Raw genomic sequence first — 22,008 nt, forward strand, 5'->3', positions numbered from 1 at the left:
TGCGAATATAAAGTTAAATAGATTTTTAGTTATTTTGATTAATTGCTAAGTTATAACTCGTTTTGGGTACCCGAAAAAGTTATATACTTATCCTAACAAAAATAAAATGCTGAATAAATTTAATGTTTTTTAACAAATGATTAAGTATAAGTTAATGTTTAAAGGATATAATTAATTACTTAAAAATATAAAGGTTTATCAAATAAATTTTCGGATGAGTTTTACAAAAGATACAAAATGTTAAACTCATAAAGCCCAGTAATATCGGTACGTATGCATGATATTGCTGGGCTTTTATTTGGATATTCAACGGCGTGTTTTACAAATTATATAAATACCTAAACTTAGTTTTACTTTTTACATATGAACATCTAAAAAAACACTTCCAAAAGGTACAACTTTTAAAACATGTTTAATGTTCATTTAGTGAAAACGAGTTTTACAAATGTATGAAAATAGCAAACACCCTTCTAACCACTTTATATTTTTCTACATATACCAAAGCACCTAAACATAAAAAAATCTCTCAGGCAATCCGAGAGATTTTTTAAAATCATCATATTTATATTTTATCAAAACTACAAGAACAACCAATCTTGTTAATTCACATTACTTCTAATTACCCATTCTATTTCTGCTAATTCTTGTTTTAGAGTATTTTGAGTGTGTGGTTTGGTGAAATGAACATTAAGAGCTTCTTCGTTTTCCCAAATCTCCCACAGCATTAATTTTCGTTCTGAGGGTTCAAGAGGGTACACATGAAATTGAATACATCCTTCTTCTTTAATAGTTTCTTTTTCAAGTTTTTTGAACTCCTCTATTATTTCATTAAGGTCTTTATCACTAATAATTTTCAAGCATGCAGTTATGTAATGCATCAGATTGCCCTCTTTCCATTCCTAAATTTTAGTCGGTATCAAAAAATATATTCAATTAATATTTTATAATTCCTTGTTTTTAGATGTGAGGTGATGGCTGGGTGAAGCAAGCCGAGGAGCTAACCCTTCTAATTTCCCTTTCCTTAGACCTAAAACATGAAAGTAAACTTTTGAATAGAAGTTTACTTACGGTTTCATCAATAAGAAAAACCACAACAATTGCTGTGGTTTTTCTTATTGCCCTGACTAAAACTATGTTGTAAATGCTCATGGCATCATATGTTGGATTTCAATTATAAGTTCCAATGGAAACTTTATATTTTCAGTTTCCATTCAGTTCCTTTTAAATATTTACTTCTCCCCGAAATTCTTGATATCCTCAAAATCAACAAAAAAATTATACATTCAAAACAGTATAAATAAAGAGGTCAAAAATCCATGCACAAAAAATTACATTGGAATCAACAAAGAAGAAAAAGATAACGCTCTAGATATATTTTGTATTTAATTATGGACAAATGTATTCTGTCCAGCAGCGACCTGCCACGTTCCGAGTTCTTTGACCATCACATAAATAGCAAGGCTGCCTTGCCCGTTTTCTATTATTGTCCCTTTAGAGGTTGTCGGGTATTGCCTAATATGTGTAATAGCTACATCCGAGCGCACAAAGTTAATGCTTTCAACTGTATAGGAAGCATATGAGTTGCGAAGTGGTCCTGCCAAGATAGTCTTGTGTACTTCATTGATTTGCTTCCAACCTGATAGCCGTTCACCAAGCACATTTACCCATGTAGCGTCTGAAGTAAAGTGACGATCTAATTCATCCGCATCATGTTGATTAAATGCAACCTCAATCTCAGTGATCGTTTGTTGAATGGCGTCAATTTCTTCCTGCTGATTCTCTTTTAAACCGTGAACTTTAGACTTGTTAGACATATTCGTTTCTCCTCCTATGTTAGTTTGATATCTATAGTTTATTCAAATAAAATTATAATAACATCCAACAATAGTAGTATCTTTCTAAAGGGGAATTCATACCACGGTAGGATGGCAAGACATATTTTGTATACCTTTACTTATATTTTTCTGCAAATTCCCCTTGTATATTATATACACGTCATGTTTACATAACTTCACTTATCAATAGTCAATCTATCTAGAAATCTATAAAATTCCCTTCAGAAAACCCTTAGATGTTTTACAGTTCCAAAAGGTATACCTTTAAGGACATAACTTGAATCCTTAAGATAAGGATTCATTTTTTTGTATCAAAAATCCAAAAATAAAAAAAGATAAGATCGGCGAACACGATCTTATCTTTGGCACAAGGAGTAAACAAAAGGATAACCATCATATTTTTATTATAATTTATTTTTTGTTAATTTTGAATATTAAAACCATAATTAACAAGTATATCAATATTGAGAAATTTATTACAAAATTAGTTATAAATGATTCCAAAACCGAATGTAAACTTTTACCCATTAGTTTACTTTCAAATTCACTTAAGGTACACATTTTCTCGTTTCAAAAACCTCATGTTTATAAAGATATACTTTTAAGGACATAACTTTAATCCTTATAAAATCAAGGTTTGTTGCGTTTATAAAGATATTACAAAATATTTATAAACGTTTATTAAATCTCAACAACCTTTATAAATTCCTTAGCGTACAATTTTCTTAAAATGATATGGTGACCCCTATATGGTAACAATCAATATCTACTTATAAATGCTTTTCTTCAAGAAAAGTTCTCTGCATTTTTGTGAAATTCTTCAGCTTCCTCACGAATTACACTCCAATTTTCAAATGCTAATTCAAGCTCTAGTGCAGCAATAATATCAGGAAGACTAACTAAATCCTCACTCATGTTCTCCCCTAATTCTTTTAAATCATAAGAGATAGCACTCCATATTAGATGGATTTTTCGAATTACAGGTAAAATCTTTGTTTCAGAAGGAATTACACTGCTAATTGCACCTAATAAAAAAGTTCCCGTATTATGTACAACGGCATATTCAAGATGATCTCTTATTGCTATACGTGGAATCAGATTTAGGCAACTTTGATGTGTATCTTTACAAGTTCCAATTACTGTATAAAAATCAGATAGATATGTCAGCATCGTTTGAGACTCTAGATGATATTTTAGGGCGTGTTCAGATAAATCCTTACATACATTTATAAACTTAGTTTTAGTACTTGGAGACATATTTCCATTATGTGCTTCCAATAGAACTTGATTAAGATCATCACGGTGTTTAATACAAATCAGATTTGCATAAGCTATAATATTTTGAGCGAGAGCAATTATTGCTGCACGTCCTCCAGTGCCCCAAAATCCAGAGGCTTCTTTTACCCTAGTAGTCATTTCTGTACCTGTTAATACCAATGTAGAATATGCAGTATCTCTTTCTATGAGGTTAAACCAACTTTGTGTTAATTGTCCGTTATTTATATTAGATATTCTCTCCTGTAGAATGCTTTGAGTAGTTGGTAGTGAGATGCATCTTTTCATATAATTAGAAAAATTTCTCCATTCTTCTACTGAGAGGAGAAATGGAGAGCTTTTCCCTCCCAATTCATGTGTTGAAAAGGCTGCAGCATAATTCATATAAAACCCCTCACTATTCATTTTTTGATTAATGGATCATTTTATTTTAAAAATTTATCTGTACATGTTTAATTAAATTAGGGATTTTTTCTTATAATTAGTAACAAGAGAACCTGCTAATTCCATTCTGATTTTTGTCACGTTAGAAAGGTCTGGCCCATCCTGAACTTTAATTGTCCTAGTTGTGTAAGGGTTTGGAATAAAGTAATCGTAAACAAATTCGTCCGCAATGATTCCATCAGTAATAATGGTAGTTCCTTGATAACTAAATCCTCGATTAAAGGATTCCGAATTAAATTGAAACTTTTTCTCCATTTATAAATGTTTTTCTTCAAGAAGAGTTCTCTGCATTTTTATAAAAATTTTCCGCTTCATCCCGAATTGCTTTCCAATCTTCAAAGGCCAATTCTAGCTCTAAAGCAGCAATGAACGCTTCTAGATTTTCGATATCCTCAATATTGTCTGCCAGTTCTTTTAAATCATAAGATATAGATCCCCATATTCTATGAACTTTCCGAATAACAGGTAAAACGTACTCGTTATACCGAACCAATTGCATGACTGGAGCTACTAAATTGACAACTGTGTTCTGTGCAACAGTAAAATCATCTGAGGTGTGCAGTGCGAATTGTGACATCAGATGCGACCAGTTCTGTACTGTGCCTTCATGTTTTTGAATCTCTGAATAAAATTCGGAAAGGGATGTTGCCATAGCTTGAGACTGTTGATAAAATGTCTGTGCGTGATTAGATAAATCCTCACAAATATTTATAAATTTAGATTTAGTATTTGGAGATAATTTACCATCTTGAGCTTCCGAGATTATCTGATTCAGATCAATATAATATTTAATAGTAATCATATCTGCAAAGGATACAATGTTTTGAGAAAGAATAAGTATATCTTTGCGTCCCTCATTGTTCCAAAACTTACATTTTTCTCTAACGATTAACTTAGTTGCAAGTGCTTCTTCAACTACTCTACGAAATGCAGAAGTTGTGATGAGTTTATCCCAATTTTTTTTGTACCTCTCGCCGTGTATGTCCCTTACTTGATCAATACTAGTGGGGTCTGAAATCCATTTTTTTAAATAATTAGTAAACGTAAGCCATTCTTCTATTGTAAGGAGAAAAGGAGAATCTTTCCCTCCTAATTCACGTGGAGAAAAGGCTAAATGATTCATATAAACACTCCTCTAGATATTTTCCAGTTATATTATTCATTCCATTTTAGAGTGATTCTATTAAATGATTTAAAACAGAATTATTTTTCTTATAATTAGTAACAAGAGAACCTGCTAATTCCATTCTGATTTTTGTCACATTAGAAAGGTCTGGCCCATCCTGAACTTTAATCGTCCAAGTTGTGTAAGGGTTTGGAATAAAGTAATCGTAAGCAAATTCGTCCGCAATGATTCCATCAGTAATAATTGTAGCTCCTTGATAACTAAATCCTCGATTAAAGGATTCCGAATTAAATTGAAACTTTTTCTCCATATAATTATCATAATAGTGTCCTGAATTCGTAATCCGTATTTGCACTTTAGAAGTAGTATCAATTCCATCTAACCAAATTCGCATTAATTTGAGGCGAACACGATACTCATTTTCAAAAAGAGTGTCGTTTAAGTTGATTTCCCACGAAGCTTCTCTTTGTTTCTTTAGTGAATCTAGAATTTTTGAATCTGTAATTTCTACTATTCTATTTTGAAAGAGTTGAGGAGGTGGATTAAATTGTTTTAAAGCCTGCATACAATCCGTTTGTATTGTAGTCACATCCACTTTTAGTTCGGATACATCTTTTAAGATATTTGGGTTTACATCTGAGTCTCGGAGAGCCCAATATTTATAAGCATGTTTGTAATTTGCTAATGCCACAAATAAAATTTGCTTCATGTCTATATAACGTTGATACAACTTTTGTTCCATTTCTTCATTTTCAGATTCTTGTCCCTCTAGATTTCTAATATACTCTTCTAATCTTGCAAGGTCCGCTTGATGGATATGTTTTTCAATTAACAGACGGAATAGTTCTTGACCACAACGAATGACAGCTACTTGATTTGAAGCAAGTGTTTGCCCATAAACAGCTAAAATGTCTAACTCTAGTAGATATGCCCTAGCACCTTCAATTTCTTTCTTAATTGCATCGTCTAAAGCAGCAGCTGTCTTTAACTTAAATATGTCCCAAGTTGCTTTACCAGTTAAATCTTCTTGAGGAATATCCCATTCCGTATCTTTAATTTTTTCAAATAGATCATCTGTGAATTGCATATCTTCTGATGCCTCTGATATATCTTCTGCTAATGCATATACCTTGTTAATTAATTCAACGAGTTCATTTAGTTTCTCCATATTTTCTTTTAATGCTTGAGCCAATGCTGATAGCTCACCACCAGCTTCTATAATTTCCGTTAAAGCATTAATTATCCCTATTATCTCTCCAGGGGCAGAAGCTCCTCCTGAAGCAATTATGGAACCCATAGATTGTGCGAAATTTAGTACAGTACTTACCATTTTAAAAGCTAATCTCATCTGTTGTTCATATTCATATTTCTTAAGTCCATACTCGAACTCAATTTTAGATAATGTTAAGACATGTTGCTGTTTGTCAAATTGACGTAAAGATGTCTCAATTGCATCTCGAGAATTTTTCAAATTGTTTTTTGCTTGATTAATTAATGTTTCTTTAAATAATAGGGTATCTTGTTCATGTTTTAGCATGAGTAAAGCTGCATTTTTACGATCATCAATTGACAATTTTTTATCTAAGTAACGATGATATTGCTCCTCAAATTGCTGCGCGGCCCCCAAAAAAGCATTAATTTCATCTCTGTATAGTTCTTTATCTAAAAGGGGCACAAACGTATTATCACCACGATTAGCAGTTAAAATGGCCAACAATGAAGTGCTTTGTACACACAATGAAGTTAGCCCGTCATATTGAGTAGTAAATATCTTTAACCAATTTAACTGATTGGCTGCAATATCCGGTCTTGATTCAAAAAATAGACATGCTACTTGGAAAACTGAAGTAAAAAGTTTTGGAAGTTGTGTTGTTGGGACTACGTGTGTAATTTCTTCTGCAGTAAACATTCCATCCTTATCGGACAATCTTACACCTTTATTTTTGAGTTCTATAGAATAAGGAGGTGGAGAACTTTGATTATAAATTGGAGTTGCATGTAAAACTCCAGAAAGTTCAATACCATATATCGTCAACTGAGCTAACTTGCCTCCATTCTTATAGTCTAGTAAAATCTCTGCGGTTCCTTCTGATTGTATTTCCACTCTTCTTGCTCGAATAACTAATTGCATATCTTTTAAAGTACAGCTGAATCTGTTAGGAATTCGGACTACATCCGCAAAAATTGAAACCATACTTGGCGTGAATTCACTGTCCTCAATAGACTTAAATACTTCGCCTAAGTCAACGAATAAATCACGAATCTCATATTTTGTTCTTGTTGCCTTTAAGTAAGACGTTCCTGGAATTGGTTGATTTGTTAATAATTCCTCATACAAAGCTTTATAATCAATACTACTGACCATTATGAATCCCTCCATTTAAAAAACGAGAGACAAAAGAAAGAATGTATGGAATAAATGAAAATTTATCCTTTTTATTCTTCTTTTGTCTCTAGATTTATAGTCCGAACTGTATTTATTCCTATATTAGAGCTGTTTATATTATAGGTGACATGAATATTTCATACTTAAGCTGTGTATTGTTCAACAACAAACCCAACATCTGCATTAACTCGGAAGTCATCCGCTTGTTTCCCAACAGCTTCCCACTGCATAATAGCCAATTCAACTCCAAGATCAGCAAATTCTGGATCATCACGAATATCTTCCATAACAATTTGAGATAGTTCATCAAGATCACTATGAAGGGAATTCCAAATACCATGAATTTTCTGTATGATAGGTAACGCAGCAGCCATTTGTTCTTGGATTTTATCCGTGCCTGTATCAGTTTTATCGAGTAAAGACATCAGGTAAACATTCCTTTGTATTATTTTACCAGATGCCTCGATTTGTTGTTTTGTAGCATCTATTCTCGCTTTTAATGCTTTACCTTTTGTACTGTCGAGAATTCCTTTTAATGCAAATCCAAAAACAGGACCAAGTAACAGCGATAACCATGATTGAGATTGATAGTCCTCATACTCATCCATATACTTCTCTAAATCTTGTCGCAGTCGCTCTACCGAAGCTCTAAGCTGTTTTACTTCTTCACTATGTTCTCCGTACAACTTATCATATTTACCTTTAACTTCTGTTAAACTCTGATAATCATTTGCCGTATCAGTTGCAAATATTCCAATCATGGTCGCCAATGCACCGGCATGATCACGAAATTCAGCTGCTTCCTTTGCTAACCTCTCACAAATTTTCTTAAACATTTCTAAAGCTTCAGTATCGCCATCTATAATAGCTGGTAAATAATCGAGTAATGGCCTGTAGTAAACTTTTGCTCTCCTTGCATAATTTACAATTTCATTAGCAACTCCAAGAACTTCTCTATATGTGTTATCTGTCCAGTTTTGACAGTGATTTTTAACATTTGTATAAACAGAATATAATTCATTAAAATCGGGCATCTCGTCTGAGGCTGAAAGTGCTAAAGTTTTACGCATTTCGGCTTCATTCACGGGTACATATGCTCCATCACCTGTATATTTTTGAATCGTAATCCATTCCTCTTTAGAAAGTAAAAATGGGGAATCTTCTTTACCTCCAAGATCTCTTGGAGAAATATCTCGTTTTACCATTACAATACACCCTCTCTAATTTATGAAATTATATATATATAAACTTTCTATTTATAAATTCATATAATTACCTCCATTGTTAATATTTGATAATAAAAATCATATATGAATCCGAAGAGAAATATATCTATGATATGAGAGGTATAGATTTTTTTCACTAAAATTCATAATATTCAATTAATTATTAGGGGTAATTATGTGCAATACATCTTTATCCCAATAGAGTCTACTCTATTAAGATATTTCTATAAGTCTGGTATAATGCTATCTCGGAGTGTCCCATATGACTTGTTTCAAAATAGGAGTATGAAATATGAGAAAAATAGGGTATGTACGAGTAAGTTCTGTAGATCAAAATCCAAAGCGGCAATTACAGCAGATGGAAGAAATCGGAGTAGATATCATATATCAAGAAAAAGTATCAGTTGCTATCCAAGATAGACTTGAACTTCAAAACATTTTAGGTAATCTAGAGGAAGGAGACATTATTTATATAGGAAGATACACGATTTAAAATAAACGAATGTATTATATCCCCACCTAGTCTACTTATTATGGAAACGTTACTACGGACTAGAGCAGGAACCCTGCCACTAGGCCTATTTCTTGTTCGTAAAGCTTGGCAGCCACTCACCAGAACCTAAAAAAGAAATGAGCAGTGTTTGCTCATTTCTTTTTTTGTTAATTTTGTAAAGTTTGGAATTTCACTTTAAAAGTCCCATTCCCTGAATAACCACCTGGATTAGCGATATACAGGTTATTTTTATTTGCACCTGAAGCAATCGTTACGATAGAACCATGTCTAACATTTGACCAAATTGTAGGGTCTGTATCACCTGATTTATCACGCATTACTCTGAAGTTAAGTGCTGATGCACCAGCCCCTTCTATCGAAACTTGAACTCTTGTGCCGTCAGCAAGATGCCCTAATGAGAAATTACCACTGGATCTATTCTTTTGACCAGGTTGTGGTCTGTATAAAGAATCAATTTGTCCTTCTAATTTTTCATTACGATGAATCAACTTAAATTTTTGGTTTTGTGCCCCTTGGACCTGTCCCCACACATTAATGTTCGTGCCATTTGCAGTTCCTCCACCAGTTACGTCTAATACCGTTTTACTGGCCTTGTTTTCTAAATACAGGTATCCATTCCCAGCTCGTTTTAATACCCAATAGGCTCCATCATATGTCCCCATAGACGGTGAAGTGTACACGTTGATTGAATCTTGCGTCCAAGTTAATGCTTCATCTATTTTCCATGCACTTTTAAGTTGATATGCTTTTTTATTGGAATCATATACCAAATTCCATTGTCCATTCAGTTCCCTGTTCGTATGCCCCCATAAAACTACATTGTACCTATTATTTGAAAGTGATGTCTGCATAGCTACTTCACTGCTATTGTTTAAAGCAGAGACAATGCTATATTTGCCATCAGGTATTCTTACTTCTTCACCTTCCTGTTCATCTACAGTTAGCGTTTGACTTTTAATTAGTGTTGAACTGCCACCATTCTTTACATAAACGTCAATCTTATCACCCGTAAATAGAGCCAAACCTTCAAATCTAAGATCGTGTCCCACATCCGTTTTATCCCAATAACTATAATAAGGACTTCCACTATCGACGTGACCAATATAGGTACCGTTTCGATACACCACATAACTATTACGTAAATATGCATCCCCACCGAAGCCAACACGTAAGCCTGAAGATCCCTTTGGCGTTATGTAGAGAACATCTCCACTATTGTGCCTTTCATTCAAGCGAATAACACGATCAATTAAGCCCTTTCCAGGGAAATCAGCTGCAATAATTCCGGTATGACGAATAGGCCACTGTTGGATATATTGAGTCGTTAATAGATTTGTTCCACCATAAAACACCTGACCATAGTATCCACGTGGATAGTCGGGCCATTTATCTGTTCTATGTTCCGTAATCATTTTCATACTTTCATTTGTACCACTACCTCGATACCCACTTGCTACAAAATAAGGTGCAGCTCCCATTGAAATAAATCTCCATGCTCCGTTACCACTTAAATAATTTAAATAGATAGACTGCTTGTCACTTACATTAGCAGCTTTCAAATGATTTCCTACGGCGGTCCATTTCGCATACATGGCATCTGCGCTATCATCTATATCAAATTGGTCTTGCTTATTTAGAGTATTATAAGGAATACCAAATCTTTTTCCGTCTGTCGGAAAATCTGACATTACTACAATTTTTCCTTTCACTTCATTTAGCGTCGGATTATTGGATGCGCCTTTCCAAAAATAATTACTATAGCTAGCGTTGTTATAATAGTTATCTTCAAAAACTTGCGCCCACGTTTTTGTTGTGCTAGCGTCTGTACATTTTCCTGTACCAGGACCATTACACTCATTTTTCACGCGCATAAATATTGTCTCTCCTGGATTTGTTCTTAAAAATGCAGTGATTTTATCTAAAATATCATTACTAAAAATTGCATTTTGATTAACAGATCCATGATAAGCCTTTAAGAGAGTGTTCGATTCTTTACGTAAACGAATATCCAAATATCGAACACCAGAATTTAATTGTGTGTTTACATCCATTGTTTGCGTTTTAATATAGTCATCTGGATACAGGCCACCACCACCATATCGTGACATGGAATTATGGGTTCCAGGTATAGACAGCTCACTTATTTTTAGAGTGCCTGGCATTTTATTCATCCAGTTTGGATTCGAATACCCAATACTAGAATCATGAGAATATCCCTTTTCATTGCTCACAATTTCGATATCGTTCACCTTTAATTCCATATTACACAACCTTCCTCTACTTATTTTTTTATCTATTTTTCTAATCCTGATGATACACAATAATTATAGATTAATAACTTTTTATTTAGAATATTCACAATAAAAATAACCATAATATCCATATTGAGAAAATCTTTTCAAATATGAAACTCGAATACAAAATTTAGAATGTAAACTAAGAAGGGGATATCTGTAAAAACTTATATTTATGAATAATTTTTATTTTCAAATATCTAATGATGAAAAGAAACTACGATACCTCTTTAAAATCGTTGCAAAAGGTACACCTTTAGACAAAGTATACTTTTCACAGCATAAACTACTTCAAAAGGTATGAAAATGTACTTAAGACAAACTTCATAAGTACACACACTTTTTGAGATATGTTTGTTGAATGATTTTATGCTTATTGGAGGGGAATAGTGTCCCTATCAGTTGGATACAACACAGAGAACCCCCTTATTGTAGTGTTTATAAATTTTTAAAAACACTCCGGTACGTGAAATTACATAAACTAATGTGTTACTTTGCTACTCTTTTAAAATTCCTATAGCATTCTATATAAATCTTATGGTATTATAGAGATAGAAAATTTGTTTCCATTGTTTATACTCTATTGTACGTAGCGTGAAGGACAAACCTTACGCCCTGTTAACTCGGGCGAGGTTTGTCCTTTTTTTTACTTTAAGGAGGAATTTACTATGAAAAAAGTCTACAAAATTGGAGCAGTTATCACAACTTTATGCGTTGTATGTATCGCGATCTTTACTTTAACTAAGAATGAATCGGTCAAAACAGAAACTATAACACCAGAAAAAACAATTGTATCTGCTGCAGATGTAAAAGGATTACCTGAAAATATAAAAGATATTTCAAAAGAAGAATTAAAGGAAAAAATACAATCCCATGAAGAGTTCATTGCGTATTACTATCAACCTACCTGTCATTTTTGTAAAAAAGCTGCACCAGATATCAATCGTATGTCAAAAAAGCATGATAGAACCATTTATCGTATTGATATCTCTACACCAGAAAATCAAAGTGCCTTTCAAGAGTTCGACATTCCAGGTACTCCAGTTGTTGTAGCTTATAACAGAGGTGAAGAAGTTGAGCGTTTAGAAGGAGCTGTTTCAGCTGCTACATATGATGGATTCTTTGCAAGACGTAATTCGAGCGCTAGCTAGTATAGTGCTCGTTTTTCTTTGTAAGAAAGGAGAATTAACATGCAACAAAACGTCCGGATTCATTCGTTAGACATAATAAGAGGTATCGCCATACTATGTATCCTATTTGCGAATCTACCCACTATGACGGGACTAGATCCCTTTAATCAGGCAGGTTACACCGGTACAAATAAAACGATTCGTTTTTTAGTAGATTTGTTTATACAAGCAAAGTTCTACACTATTTTCGCATTCTTATTTGGAGTAGGATTTTATATCTTTATGAAAAATACAGAAGCAAAAGGATATCATATGTATAAGCTATTTACCCGGAGACTATGTATTTTACTAGTCTTCGGTTTACTCCATTTCACCTTTCTATGGTATGGAGATATTCTACATGCGTATGCTATAGCTGGATTTATTCTATTGTTCTTTTATAAGCGATCTACTAAGCTTATTTTTATAGCTGGTTGTAGTTTCCTAACGGTTAGTTATGTATTACATATTATTGTATTTTTACGAGCAAGTTCTTCTATTACTGAAGTACCAAATTACTATCAATATATGTTTACAGGTAACACTACCAATCACACTGTAAATCTATTTATACATTATTCTCATCAAGTAAAAGCACGTCTTTTCTTTCTAATGACTCAGGAATTCCAGCAACTACTAATAGGAATTCCTGAATATATAGGCTTATTTTTAATAGGGTTATGGGCTGGTAAGAAAAATATTTTTAAAAGGGTACCGGAATTAATAAAGAAAATTAGATTTTTACAGTGGAGTTCGTTATGTATCTCATGCCTTCTCTCTTGTCCTATTCTCTACTACTTTATAAAAACGAATGTCTATTACTCTCAGGATATACAACTATGGATTTTATTTGGAGGGAAAATGCTAGCTATATTCTATATTTGTACTCTACTGAGAGTTTGTGAGAATAAAAAATATATAGAATGCCTGCACCCCTTTATGAACGTTGGCCAGTATGCTTTAACGAATTACATCACTCAAAGCATAATTATGCTTGTCATTCTTTCGTGGTGCTTTAAAGATATCTCACACGTATATTACTGGCAACTATGTATCTTTGGGCTTGTAATTATTTTTGTACAAATCATATTCAGCAAGATTTGGAGTAAATATTTCCGTTATGGTCCTATTGAGTGGGTATGGAGAAAAGGAGTTTACAAGAAATAGACTATTTTTTACCAGTTACATGCAATTAACTGAAAAAAATGTTAAAATATTATATGAAAGATTAAAGATATATTTGTAGTTGTAAAATGGTGTTATTAAAATTAAAGTGGTTCAAGTCAGAGAAAGGCACCTTGTGGTGTCTTTTCTTTATGCATAAAAAAGCCTTATCTTCCTATAAAAAAGATAAGACCTTTATATACTACCTATTATCCGATTCATCAGTTTCATAACACATTTAGCTTCTCCAAAAAGACCACCAGTGTCCTATTCTCCACCATAATACGCATACTTCCCAGGTGAACCATTATCTCATATACTTGGATATGATTTTAGTTTATATTCATAAACCTAAACCATAAAAATATAACCAGATTACCATGATTAGAATTCCCATAACAGTAACTAATAGGAGTTTACCATCCGCACCTGTAATAACTTTTTTTAGATTTTCTTTTGCTTGTTGTTTCTTTTCTCCACTTGAAAAGAGATAAATAATGAAATAAGTAACCACTATGAAGAATGAGAATATTATATCTATCATTACTTATGTACCTCCTAATATATATGTACCTTTAATTAACCAATAATTGCCTTATACATTATATCAGCTAGGGTACATAGAAGTATAACAAATTATTTTTATAATTTAATTTATTAATAGATACGACATTAATACAGGATAGTCCAAGACGGAGGAAGGCACCTTAAGGTGTCTTTTCTTTATGAAAATTAATTATAAATAAACAAAAAAGCCTCAAATATTGAGGCTTTTTAGTATTTTCTACCTTCATAATAGGCAAAATATCCTCCGCAGTACCTTGAAATTTCATATTTTTTAAAATACCATGTGATACCTTCATTATCAGTGTATGCATTTCTGAATACATTTTCGGTATTAAATTCCTGTTTGTAGTATATACCATTTTTATATGTAATGTCTTCTAACGGTTTATAACAACGTTCATAAGTCTCTGAATGTGCTGATGCAGCACCAATTCCTCCAGTCAATGCAATACCAGCCGCTAATGTTCCAACTACTAATTTCTTGAACATAATAAATCCCCCTCAAATAGTTTTTATAACTTGCACCTTAAATGTATCACTTTTGAGATTTTTGTAAATATTTTGAATTTGTAGAAATATTTATTTAAATTTTGGTAATATTGGTAATATACTTTATCAAATGGAAAATAGAGGAATTTATGATGATATGTAATAATGCATGTTCATTCAGCAAAAAATCGTGATAAAATCTAAGCACCTGTTCTATTTTTTTCAATTAAAATGGAAACCTTACTTCTTATTTACCCAAATGGGAGGCGCTTTATGGCGTCTTTTTTTTATTTTCAAAAGACCATGCTCATTTAATCCATAAAAACATAAAGTAATTTGAATCCATTAAGATACATGAGTGACTCCTTATTTTTCTCCTACTATTTAAAGGAGGAATTATTATGGGCTTTGGTGGTAGCTGCGGTGGCGGCTGTGGCTTTGCAGGAGGATTTGCTTTATTAGTTGTATTGTTTATATTATTAATTATTGTTGGAGCTTCTTGCTTCTGCTAAAAAACTATGAGAAAAGACACTCTTATTTGGGTGTCTTTTCTTTATGCATAAAAAAAGAGAAACAGTTGTGTTTCTCCTCCTTTAATTTATAAATAGTTACAACTTAAAATTGCAGATGATACTTAATACTTACTTACAAGGAATATTTTCTCCAGTCCAACTCCCCTCATAAGTACCTTGGCGTTTTCTAATGCGTAAGAAGAATTACAAACCTATGAAGTTTTTAGTTCTTCTTACAACTTTTAAATCACTGCTCTTGGACAAAATCCTTGTATTGGTACTTCTTCTGATGGAAGTGCTGTTATTTTATAAAATATTTCACATTTAATTTCTGGGTTTTCTATAATTGAGGTACTTAAAACACCTTGAGGATTAGTCCCCCATGTACTGTTTTGGTTAAATGTTTTCGAAAACTCTGGTAACTTATCATCAGGTGATAATTTATCGAATTCCTTCCCGGTTATACTGATTGTAATTACATCAGAAGGATTGTTTATAGAAACAATAGTTCTAACACCTATGTGATAAGGAATTGGACCATCTTCAATTTGATGATGTTCCCATTGTAATTCAGTACCGTTAATATTAAAGTACCATCTTATTTCAAGATCATTGTCAAGTTCAACACCGTCATCCACTTCATGAACACCCATACTTAGAATTTCAACTTCAAATCTTTTGGGGAATTCTGGGATAAAAGCAACAGGCAGAAATTCTTGTTGTATTAATTTACTTCTATTAATTATTTGGCATTGATCATCGGTTATGTTGGTTTGAGTAACTTTAGGATACATAATATTAGTAGTATCACTTTCTTCATGTCCTAATCCTAAAGTATGTCCTAATTCATGAGCAAGAAGTTTACCACTTGTATTTGCATGCATCATAACAAAATATTTAGGTATATTACTATCACCTATTCCAAAGCCATCTTGACCACTTTTGAATCCTGTGCCTCTAACATAGTGAAGGGTTACATGTGGCCCTTCCGTGCAACAAGGTTTTAAATAATGCCTCTGCTTCTGGATATTTAGGAGGTATCGTAGGACTATCATATAAACTATCTCTTAAATCATTTGCGTCTAAAATGTCATCAAGTAAAAAATCATAATGAGCCACATTATCAACTATATCTTCAAGCTTTTTAATCTTTGTAAGATTAAAGAAGATACCACAGTCACACCATATCCTATTAGCTTCTTCCACCTGTTTACAAATCTTTTCCTCTCCAATATCTACCCTAGGAGATATAAAGGCACATATATTCACAACACGACACTTCTTTGAAATAATTTCTTTAACATTAGCAGGTAGCTTTGTACAAATATTAGACATAATTCATCTCTCCAATACTATAAATGTATACATATTTCCATATACACCTGTAGTATTTACCAAGTTAAATAATAATATTAGGATGGGAGTCCAATACACATTATTAAAATATGGCGGTTCAAGTCGGAGGAAGGCGCATTTGGTTTTCTTTTCTTTATAAAACATATAATGTATTATTAATATAAAATGATTTTTATTAGAAAGGAAAGTAATATGGATTTCCAAATAAATATACCTAATCCATTCCAAGGAGTTCCTGAGATTGCAGGGATTGCAGGGATTATTTTAATGATTTTTATCGCGTTATGTGTTGGACTTACGATTTTCTCAGACTGGATTCGAAGTATAATTCCTAATCAAACTAGACAATATATTCAACTGGTTTTTATGGTACTGCTATTTGCATTTATCGTTATAGCAATTAAAAACCCTGAATATATTACAGCATTATTTTAAGAGCACTTGTAAAGGTGCTCTTTCTTTATAAAAAAAATCCCTACACCATGTGCAGAGAACAAAAAATGTATTATAACTACATATATAAATTCTTTACCAATATAAATACGGAAAAGGAATCAGATAAACTCTAGGATGATAACCACCTGGCCCTGCAGGGGGCAAATAAGGATGAGCTGTTACTCCCCCTGGATTGGTTGGCACGCTAGGATGAGTAGGATGGAAATGAGGATAAGGATAAAGATGAGATGGAACAGTATGAGCCGTTACACCTAATTGCCAATTACAAGTAGGAATGCCAGTAGGAGTATACCTAGCCATATGAACATGAGGATTACAAGAACTACCTGACTGATCAACTGTACCAATTTGTTGACCTACATTTACCTGATCCTTTAATTTAAGACCAGGAAGCGGAGTTACATGGACATATTGAGTAATAAATTTATCACTAAAACTTCTTATCGAAACTAAATTACCCTTATTACACTCGTTTTTACATCCACATGGTTCATTACCAGATGATAACACATTAATATACCCTGCTTCTGCAGCATATACAGGAGTACCTATTTTAATATTTGGAACCTCCAAATCAAGTGCTCCATGATGTGCAGCCCCACATCCTGTACTTTGTTTTATTTTTCCCAATAAAGGAACTCCTGGATAAGTATAAAATGGAGTATTAGCTAGTGAACATTCATTACAAATTTTAAAATCAATAACATCCTCCTGACTTGTATATCCTGGCATAAATTATCACCTCTCTAAATACAAAATTGATCAATTCCAATTTTGCTCTGTTATCTTAAGAGTATATTTAAAACTAACATATTTAGAGAATTGTCCATACATAATTAAGTAAACAACCTATAAAAGCCCAAATTACCAGGGGTCACCATATTAGTCGTATTATTTATTTTATTAATCATAGTTGGAGCTGCTTGCTTCTGCTAAAAAACTATTAGAAAAGGCACCCTTATATGGGAGCCTTTTCTTTATGTATATTATTTATTATCCGATTCATCAGTTTTATTATAAACACATTTGGCTTCTCCAAAAAAACCGCCAGTGTCCCATTCGCCACCATAATGAGCACATCCTAAAGGATTACGATCGTCTCGTATACTTGGATGTGTATTTGGTTCATAGCCATTATTTACAATACTACCAACAATAAATACCCCTCCGATTACAAATACCACAGCAACGATTAAGAGTGTTTTCCCATTAGGACCGGTAACAATGTCATTTACAACTTCTTTTGCTTCTTGCTGAGTTTCACCTTTTGAAAATAATGAAAGAATAATAGAGATTATAAATATGAAAAATAGCACAATTATAAATATCATTATTTATGACTCCCTACTATATGTATACTATTAATTTCTTTATACGATTTAAGCTAAGGTATTTGAAATCATAATGATAATAAATATATCCCCCCGATTAAAAGTGCCGCAGCAACGATTAATATTATTACTCCATCCGGACTATTGAGAATTTCTTTTATATGTTTTTTTGCTATTTGCTTTGTTTCTCCACTTGAAAAGAGATAAACAATGGAATGGAGAATTAGTAAGAAAAATGCTGTAATTGCCTCTAACATGGCTTATGTACCTCCTAATATATATGTACCTTTAATATATCCAGTAATTTTCTTGCACCTTGTATCAGCCTGAGTAACCGGAATGCTTAGTTCAATAAAAGCCAAATGACAAAAATTACTCCTATAACTGCTAAAGTTCCAAAAAAACCTACCAACATTTTCCCCTCAGGACCATTAATAAGCTCTTTTAAAACTTCTTTTGCTATTCGCTGACCTTTACCACTTAAAACTATCGAAAGAATAAAGAATACTACCACTAATACAAATGAAGAAACTATTAACTCCATGACTTATGTACCTCCCTAATATATGTACGCTATTCATTAACCAATAATTGCCTTATACATTATATCAGCTAGGGTACACGGAAATATAACAAATTATTTATATAGCTCATTTTATTAATTGATATATTAAAAAAAGACACCGAATAATTCCTTAGCGTACGAAATCCGCGTTTTGTTTGCAAGACCCCTTATAGAACTAATTGGGTTAAAGATGAAAGAAATGAAAGTAAACTTTAATTTTGCTAGTTACAGTATTTTTATTATGGGATTTACGCTTTTTCTATTCTAAAACCAAATACTCCATCTTTTACTTTTACTAAATGTTTTCCAAACCAAAAAGTATGTACTTTAAAATAGTACTAATCTCCATTTTTTCTTAAATATTCTTTAATCTCATAACCTTCTTGTATAAGGTATTCTTTAATTTCATTTTCTTTATTACCAAACATACTAATTTCCCCCTTCCAAATAATTAAACTAATCCTATTAATCAATAAATAAAAAAGTGCAAAATCCATCAACAGATTTTGCACCAAAACATATAAAAGATATAATCACTAGAAACATAGGAGAGTGTTTCACCACCATTATAAACCATATCCTCACATTTTTGAGTGAAATTTTAAAAATATGTAAATATTTATCATTTTATTTTGAACTTTCTTTTTATTTGAGTTATACTAAACTACAAAGAAACAACTCTCCTTTAGGCTGTCAATAATTATGCTAACAAAACACACACCAAAAAAACAAATTCCCGTGTAATGGAATTTGTTTTTTTGGTGCAATTCAGTCAATACAGCAACTTGAACCCACATTTTCAAATATAGTCTTATTAAGTCTACCATAATTTTAAATTCATAAACATAAAAAAACTAAATCACTAGTAAGTTGCGCGAATCCGCTGCTTTTTCATCAAGAAATCTGGAGTATAACAACAATTAAGTTCATACTAGCATGGACAACAAATGATACTAGTAACCTATTGGTACGCACATATACTACAGCAAGTACAAGTCCAATTAAAAAATATCCAAATATAAATGGAAAATCAAAATGCATGATAGAAAAGAACAATGCGCTTATTAGTATGCTCCAAGTTTGCTTAAATTTAGATATTAAAATGTTTATGGCCGCATAACGAAAAACAAACTCTTCTACTAATGGTGCAAGAAGAACAATTGAAATAAGTGCCACACGAGATATTGCTGCAGCAGCGACTGTATTAGACGTATTTGCTGATTGCGTAGTTAGCTGAAATACACTTTTATCTAATATACTACCAACCATCTGCGCAAAAAATACGAATATGATCCCAACTAAAATCCATATGAATGAATTTCTTGATAATTTAATCGATAACTTTGGATCATTTATTATTTCTTTATTATATATAAGAAAAATGATTATCAGCATAAGTGAAAACCCAATTAGTTCCCAGTGCACAAGAAGTTGTTGAATTGCGTGCTGCTGGTTTCCCTGAATATCATACCAACCTGTCTTCGCTAGCAATAGTACACCTATTATCCCCACAAATTGTGTCATAACAAAATAAATCAAAATGACGAAACCCGATTTATATCTAATACCACTACTCATATTCTTAATCCCATCCTCCACTTTCATTATGTTTTCGCTACTGCTGATCGCAGTAACAATAAGTAAAAAAACTTTTATAAGTGTGCGCTCTTTTTTACTTACCCCAAAAATATCCGTACATAAGGTAAGAATATTTCTTTCATTTCTAAAATGAATTGAAATTCGATGCTTTCTTTCCCTTCTGGTGGAAATAATACATATATATCTTTAAACACTATCTTTCTCCACTTTCTTTAATATTATATATATTAATTTAACAATTATAATTCCATAGATATGTATCAAACCTCATGCAGCCTTCAAATGCTTTAATCCCATTTCAAGCGCACCCGTTCCACCAAATCCCGGATTAAATAATAGTGGGATATCATACTTCTTTGCGTACTCTTTTGCTACATCAATAGATACATGGCCACATGCACCTTTTTGAATGACAATAACATCACATTTTTTTATAACACTTCGAAATGTTTTCTTTACGCCTCCGTGATTTTTCCCATCATGGAAAATAACGTGGCAGTCTCTTTTTTTGGCCAACTTCTCTAATATTCTTCCATTTGATCCACCTAAAACTAGAATTGTACTCATTCCCATTCACTCTCCTTATCTTTCTTCTTTATGTATGTACTTGGTGATGTTAATAACACAAGTGTACAAGCAACAATATTCATTAACACGAAACAAACTATTAATAAAATAATGAAAATCGGGGACAACAAGATGAGAATAAAGCCACTTACTACCAAGCAGATAAAAATAAAGCCATTGCTCATATCTTCGTAACCATCTAGTCCTTGTACAATATTTAAACTATGCATCCATACTGTGATACTATCCCAATTCTCTATTAACAGATAGCCACCACCCAACAGAAAAGCCCAGCCTAGCAACGTTCCTAATAATCCAGAATTTCGTCCTATATAATACCCCGAAACAAAATTCGCAGCTGTTCCAATTAACATCCTCATTTGTATTCCCCCATATCTATCTCATTTTAGCGTTATATGCAAATTTCATTTAACCATGTTTTTATTGTATTGGAAAATTATGAATATTTAATAAATAATTTTAGGTACTCTTTATTTTTTTTATAAAAGGGTTGTGTTTTTTCTTCCACAACCCTCATTTCCTTCTTAATCCACAGGTACTTCTTCTTGTCCATGTGGAATTTGTGCAATTGGTGTTACAATTTGTGCATATTTATTTACCTGCACTTTAAATTGTCGTGGTTCTAAGAAGTTTACCTGTTGAATTAAAACTTCAATATGAAACGTATCTACTTTTTTCCCACGGTCAATTTTGGTAATTCGCGCATTGTAAAACTGATCCCCATTTAGGAAGTATCGTTGTACAGCTTCTGTAGCCAGCATACGCTCATTACTTGTCATTTTCATTGGTTCAATACCAAATCCAGCCTTTGTAAACAAATACGGGACATCATAACTACTATTTGAAATTTTTCGTAGTAAATCCTCTACTGTTTTTGTCTTTGCGATATATTCTTCTTCTTTTGTATCAAATCCCTTTGGCTTATCTCCAAGTATCTCGATTTCATCTTGATTTACTTGCTCTTCCTCTTGTACTTGAGATTTCATCATGTAACGATGAATCGTATTATAGGTAGCAACACCTACTACTAACACTATAATTCCCAATATAACTAAGTACTTACGAGGCAGATTCGCTAACACATTCATGACTTTCTTCATTTCTTCACATCC

Annotated in this window: 23 protein-coding genes and 3 pseudogenes; 6 read left to right on the plus strand and 20 right to left on the minus strand. The window is 32.5% G+C overall.

What is annotated here, in order from left to right; all coding sequences use genetic code 11:
- Window positions 1–599: 599 nt before the first annotated feature.
- The 7 genes and pseudogenes from ACS2FK_RS22345 to ACS2FK_RS22375 all read right to left on the minus strand — a co-directional run bounded on the left by ACS2FK_RS22345 (window position 600) and on the right by ACS2FK_RS22375 (window position 8,271).
- Window positions 600–878 (minus strand): putative quinol monooxygenase, encoded by a 279-nt coding sequence (locus tag ACS2FK_RS22345; protein ID WP_002169788.1) that lies wholly within the window; start codon window positions 876–878, stop codon window positions 600–602.
- 504 nt (window positions 879–1,382) lie between these two features.
- Window positions 1,383–1,814 (minus strand): SgcJ/EcaC family oxidoreductase, encoded by a 432-nt coding sequence (locus ACS2FK_RS22350; RefSeq protein ID WP_063549537.1) that lies wholly within the window; start codon window positions 1,812–1,814, stop codon window positions 1,383–1,385.
- A gap of 807 nt (window positions 1,815–2,621) precedes the next feature.
- Complete coding sequence (locus tag ACS2FK_RS22355; RefSeq protein WP_063549539.1) at window positions 2,622–3,494, minus strand: hypothetical protein; 873 nt, start codon at window positions 3,492–3,494, stop codon at window positions 2,622–2,624.
- Window positions 3,495–3,566: 72 nt separating this feature from the next.
- Window positions 3,567–3,809 (minus strand): annotated as a pseudogene (locus ACS2FK_RS22360) (hypothetical protein); the annotation flags it as partial.
- A gap of 16 nt (window positions 3,810–3,825) precedes the next feature.
- Window positions 3,826–4,677 (minus strand): hypothetical protein, encoded by an 852-nt coding sequence (locus ACS2FK_RS22365; protein WP_063549543.1) that lies wholly within the window; start codon window positions 4,675–4,677, stop codon window positions 3,826–3,828.
- Window positions 4,678–4,723: 46 nt separating this feature from the next.
- Window positions 4,724–7,045, minus strand: coding sequence for a hypothetical protein (locus ACS2FK_RS22370; RefSeq protein WP_063549545.1), 2,322 nt, complete (start codon window positions 7,043–7,045; stop codon window positions 4,724–4,726).
- Window positions 7,046–7,209: 164 nt separating this feature from the next.
- Window positions 7,210–8,271: an alpha-xenorhabdolysin family binary toxin subunit A gene (locus ACS2FK_RS22375; RefSeq protein WP_063549547.1), complete on the minus strand. Its 1,062-nt coding sequence runs from the start codon at window positions 8,269–8,271 to the stop codon at window positions 7,210–7,212.
- A gap of 313 nt (window positions 8,272–8,584) precedes the next feature.
- Here ACS2FK_RS22375 and ACS2FK_RS22380 point away from each other — a divergent pair.
- Window positions 8,585–8,767: pseudogene (locus ACS2FK_RS22380) on the plus strand (recombinase family protein); the annotation flags it as partial.
- 185 nt (window positions 8,768–8,952) lie between these two features.
- On the opposite strand, the gene ACS2FK_RS22385 reads toward ACS2FK_RS22380, so the two are convergent.
- On the minus strand, window positions 8,953–11,067 hold the full coding sequence (locus ACS2FK_RS22385) for a phosphatidylinositol-specific phospholipase C domain-containing protein (protein ID WP_063549551.1): 2,115 nt from the start codon (window positions 11,065–11,067) through the stop codon (window positions 8,953–8,955).
- Between the two features lie 701 nt (window positions 11,068–11,768).
- On the opposite strand from ACS2FK_RS22385, the gene ACS2FK_RS22390 reads away from it, so the two are divergent.
- Both ACS2FK_RS22390 and ACS2FK_RS22395 read left to right on the plus strand, forming a co-directional pair.
- Complete coding sequence (locus tag ACS2FK_RS22390) at window positions 11,769–12,251, plus strand: thioredoxin family protein (RefSeq protein WP_063549553.1); 483 nt, start codon at window positions 11,769–11,771, stop codon at window positions 12,249–12,251.
- A gap of 39 nt (window positions 12,252–12,290) precedes the next feature.
- A complete protein-coding gene (locus tag ACS2FK_RS22395) occupies window positions 12,291–13,436 on the plus strand; it encodes a DUF418 domain-containing protein (RefSeq protein WP_063549555.1) in 1,146 nt (381 codons plus the stop codon).
- 340 nt (window positions 13,437–13,776) lie between these two features.
- Here ACS2FK_RS22395 and ACS2FK_RS22400 read toward each other — a convergent pair whose 3' ends face one another.
- Both ACS2FK_RS22400 and ACS2FK_RS22405 read right to left on the minus strand, forming a co-directional pair.
- The gene (locus ACS2FK_RS22400) at window positions 13,777–13,977 is read right to left on the minus strand and encodes a hypothetical protein (protein WP_063549557.1); all 201 of its coding nucleotides are present in this window, start codon (window positions 13,975–13,977) and stop codon (window positions 13,777–13,779) included.
- Between the two features lie 230 nt (window positions 13,978–14,207).
- Complete coding sequence (locus ACS2FK_RS22405; protein ID WP_016084101.1) at window positions 14,208–14,489, minus strand: hypothetical protein; 282 nt, start codon at window positions 14,487–14,489, stop codon at window positions 14,208–14,210.
- Between the two features lie 401 nt (window positions 14,490–14,890).
- Between ACS2FK_RS22405 and ACS2FK_RS22410 the strand changes: the two genes are divergently transcribed.
- Window positions 14,891–15,001 (plus strand): YjcZ family sporulation protein, encoded by a 111-nt coding sequence (locus ACS2FK_RS22410; protein WP_000505681.1) that lies wholly within the window; start codon window positions 14,891–14,893, stop codon window positions 14,999–15,001.
- Window positions 15,002–15,243: 242 nt separating this feature from the next.
- On the opposite strand, the gene ACS2FK_RS22415 is transcribed toward ACS2FK_RS22410, so the two are convergent.
- Window positions 15,244–15,888, minus strand: coding sequence for a matrixin family metalloprotease (locus tag ACS2FK_RS22415; protein WP_154816445.1), 645 nt, complete (start codon window positions 15,886–15,888; stop codon window positions 15,244–15,246).
- A 70-nt stretch (window positions 15,889–15,958) separates the two neighbouring features.
- Window positions 15,959–16,336: a hypothetical protein gene (locus ACS2FK_RS22420; protein ID WP_063549561.1), complete on the minus strand. Its 378-nt coding sequence runs from the start codon at window positions 16,334–16,336 to the stop codon at window positions 15,959–15,961.
- Between the two features lie 213 nt (window positions 16,337–16,549).
- Here ACS2FK_RS22420 and ACS2FK_RS22425 point away from each other — a divergent pair, with 213 nt between their 5' ends.
- On the plus strand, window positions 16,550–16,792 hold the full coding sequence (locus ACS2FK_RS22425) for a hypothetical protein (protein ID WP_063549563.1): 243 nt from the start codon (window positions 16,550–16,552) through the stop codon (window positions 16,790–16,792).
- 93 nt (window positions 16,793–16,885) lie between these two features.
- Here ACS2FK_RS22425 and ACS2FK_RS22430 read toward each other — a convergent pair whose 3' ends face one another.
- A complete protein-coding gene (locus tag ACS2FK_RS22430; RefSeq protein ID WP_063549565.1) occupies window positions 16,886–17,545 on the minus strand; it encodes a M23 family metallopeptidase in 660 nt (219 codons plus the stop codon).
- Window positions 17,546–17,683: 138 nt separating this feature from the next.
- Between ACS2FK_RS22430 and ACS2FK_RS22435 the strand changes: the two are divergent.
- Window positions 17,684–17,749: pseudogene (locus tag ACS2FK_RS22435) on the plus strand (YjcZ family sporulation protein); the annotation flags it as partial.
- A gap of 50 nt (window positions 17,750–17,799) precedes the next feature.
- On the opposite strand, the gene ACS2FK_RS22440 reads toward ACS2FK_RS22435, so the two are convergent.
- From ACS2FK_RS22440 to ACS2FK_RS22470, 7 genes are all read right to left on the minus strand, one after another.
- Window positions 17,800–18,144: a hypothetical protein gene (locus ACS2FK_RS22440; protein ID WP_063549567.1), complete on the minus strand. Its 345-nt coding sequence runs from the start codon at window positions 18,142–18,144 to the stop codon at window positions 17,800–17,802.
- 68 nt (window positions 18,145–18,212) lie between these two features.
- Window positions 18,213–18,401 (minus strand): hypothetical protein, encoded by a 189-nt coding sequence (locus tag ACS2FK_RS22445; RefSeq protein ID WP_063549569.1) that lies wholly within the window; start codon window positions 18,399–18,401, stop codon window positions 18,213–18,215.
- Between the two features lie 86 nt (window positions 18,402–18,487).
- Complete coding sequence (locus ACS2FK_RS22450) at window positions 18,488–18,688, minus strand: hypothetical protein (RefSeq protein WP_000420484.1); 201 nt, start codon at window positions 18,686–18,688, stop codon at window positions 18,488–18,490.
- A gap of 915 nt (window positions 18,689–19,603) precedes the next feature.
- Window positions 19,604–20,287, minus strand: a complete 684-nt coding sequence (locus tag ACS2FK_RS22455) for a CPBP family intramembrane glutamic endopeptidase (protein WP_063549571.1) — start codon at window positions 20,285–20,287, stop codon at window positions 19,604–19,606.
- A 288-nt stretch (window positions 20,288–20,575) separates the two neighbouring features.
- Window positions 20,576–20,881 carry a DUF2325 domain-containing protein gene (locus tag ACS2FK_RS22460; RefSeq protein ID WP_080470006.1) on the minus strand — a complete coding sequence of 102 codons (306 nt, stop codon included), beginning with the start codon at window positions 20,879–20,881 and terminating at the stop codon, window positions 20,576–20,578.
- A complete protein-coding gene (locus tag ACS2FK_RS22465; protein WP_063549575.1) occupies window positions 20,872–21,255 on the minus strand; it encodes a hypothetical protein in 384 nt (127 codons plus the stop codon). The genes ACS2FK_RS22460 and ACS2FK_RS22465 overlap by 10 nt, the downstream gene beginning before the upstream one ends.
- A 165-nt stretch (window positions 21,256–21,420) precedes the next feature.
- A complete protein-coding gene (locus ACS2FK_RS22470) occupies window positions 21,421–21,996 on the minus strand; it encodes a hypothetical protein (protein ID WP_063549577.1) in 576 nt (191 codons plus the stop codon).
- Window positions 21,997–22,008: the final 12 nt, after the last annotated feature.

It is taken from the genome of Bacillus cereus group sp. BceL220, assembly GCF_051776965.1.
Lineage (GTDB): Bacteria > Bacillota > Bacilli > Bacillales > Bacillaceae_G > Bacillus_A > Bacillus_A cereus.